Below are 1,395 nucleotides of genomic sequence, written 5' to 3'. Positions count from 1 at the left end.
TTCTCCCTGTCCCAAAATGTCATGCGACGGTTTTTCATCGCAAAGCAATCTGATTTTGAAGAAATACGGACCCATGAATACAGGTTCTGAGCATGTCAGGCTTCGAGGAACACAGGGGTAAACCACGATGAAATACCTTCCGGGCTTTATTTGCGCTTGTGTACTGTTGTTTGCGGACACAGTTGTTGCTCAAGAAACGGCATTGGATCGATACGTCAAAGCAGATGACAGCCATTATTCATGGGAGTATGTCGGCGCTGATAAGCAGCTGCTCCAAAAGACCTATTTCCTGAAACTGTTTTCCCAACAGTGGCGGGATGCCAGTGAAGTCGATCGACCCGTGTGGGAGCACGAACTGATCATTACCGTTCCCAAACTGCTGAGCTCCCATGGCAAGCACACGGCTGTGCTGGTGATCGAAGGGGGACACAATGGAGGAAAGCCGGTTTCCGAAGGAGAGGATGCCATTGGCGTGATTGCGAATGCCCTGGGCTCGGTAGTCGCCGCAGTGCTACAGGTACCCAATCAGCCGCTGTACTTTACAGATGAAACTGACAATGGGCGTACCGAGGATGCGATTCTGGCGTACAGCATGGACAAATACCTGATAACAGGGGATGAGAACTGGCCGGTTCACCTTGCGATGACCAAGTCGGTGGTGCGGGCTATGGATGCCATTCAGGACTATCTCCTGACCAGGAAAGATATACGCATCGATGATTTCATTCTGCTGGGAGGATCGAAACGTGGCTGGACTGCCTGGCTGACGGCGGCGGTCGATCCCAGAGTCAAGGCGATCATGCCCATTTCATCGGATTTGCTGAATCTCAAGAATCAATTCAATCGTCACTGGAACAGCTACGGTTTTTATGCACCGGCGCTGCGCGAGTATGCGGCTTATGACCTGGGTTGTCGTCTGCAGTCGGTGCGGGGCAAGCAGCTGTCCAGGATTATCGATCCCTACTATTACCGTAATCGGTATATCATGCCGAAACTGCTTATCAATTCGATGGGCGATCAGTTTTTCATCACAGACTCGGCGTCTCTGTATTATGACCGGCTGCCGGAACCAAAGCTGCTGCGCAATACGTTCAATACCGATCACAAACAGGGTGATACTGATAGCCAGGTCAGGCTGCTCGAATCGGTATTGCTGTGGCTGGATGACGTCAACAAGGAGAAACCACCACCCCAGTTCAGTTCGACCGTGCTGGATGATGGCACTATTCGACTGGTAACAGGAAAGCCCGCGCCCGACCGTGTTTACTTGTGGCAGGCAACGAATCCTCACGCACGGGATTTTCGTCTGGAAGAGATTGGCGCGGCCTGGCGCAGGACCCGCGTCTCTCCCGATGGAGAGGGTGTCTATCTGGGCAAGGTGGATGTTCCTGATAC

The 1,395-nt window shown here is 52.5% G+C and carries 1 protein-coding gene; it reads left to right on the top strand.

Features of this window, described 5'->3' with window-relative positions; genetic code table 11:
- Positions 1–166: 166 nt before the first annotated feature.
- The coding region (locus tag ACOCD2_RS19965; protein WP_419625948.1) for a PhoPQ-activated protein PqaA family protein at positions 167–1,395 on the top strand (1,229 nt) is incomplete at its 3' end.

The sequence above is a fragment of the Thiolapillus sp. genome (genome assembly GCF_048562965.1).
Taxonomy (GTDB): Bacteria; Pseudomonadota; Gammaproteobacteria; order Chromatiales; family Chromatiaceae; genus Thiolapillus; species Thiolapillus brandeum_A.
Note: the sequence above shows the minus strand (reverse complement) of the source record. Positions and strands in the feature narration are given on the sequence as shown.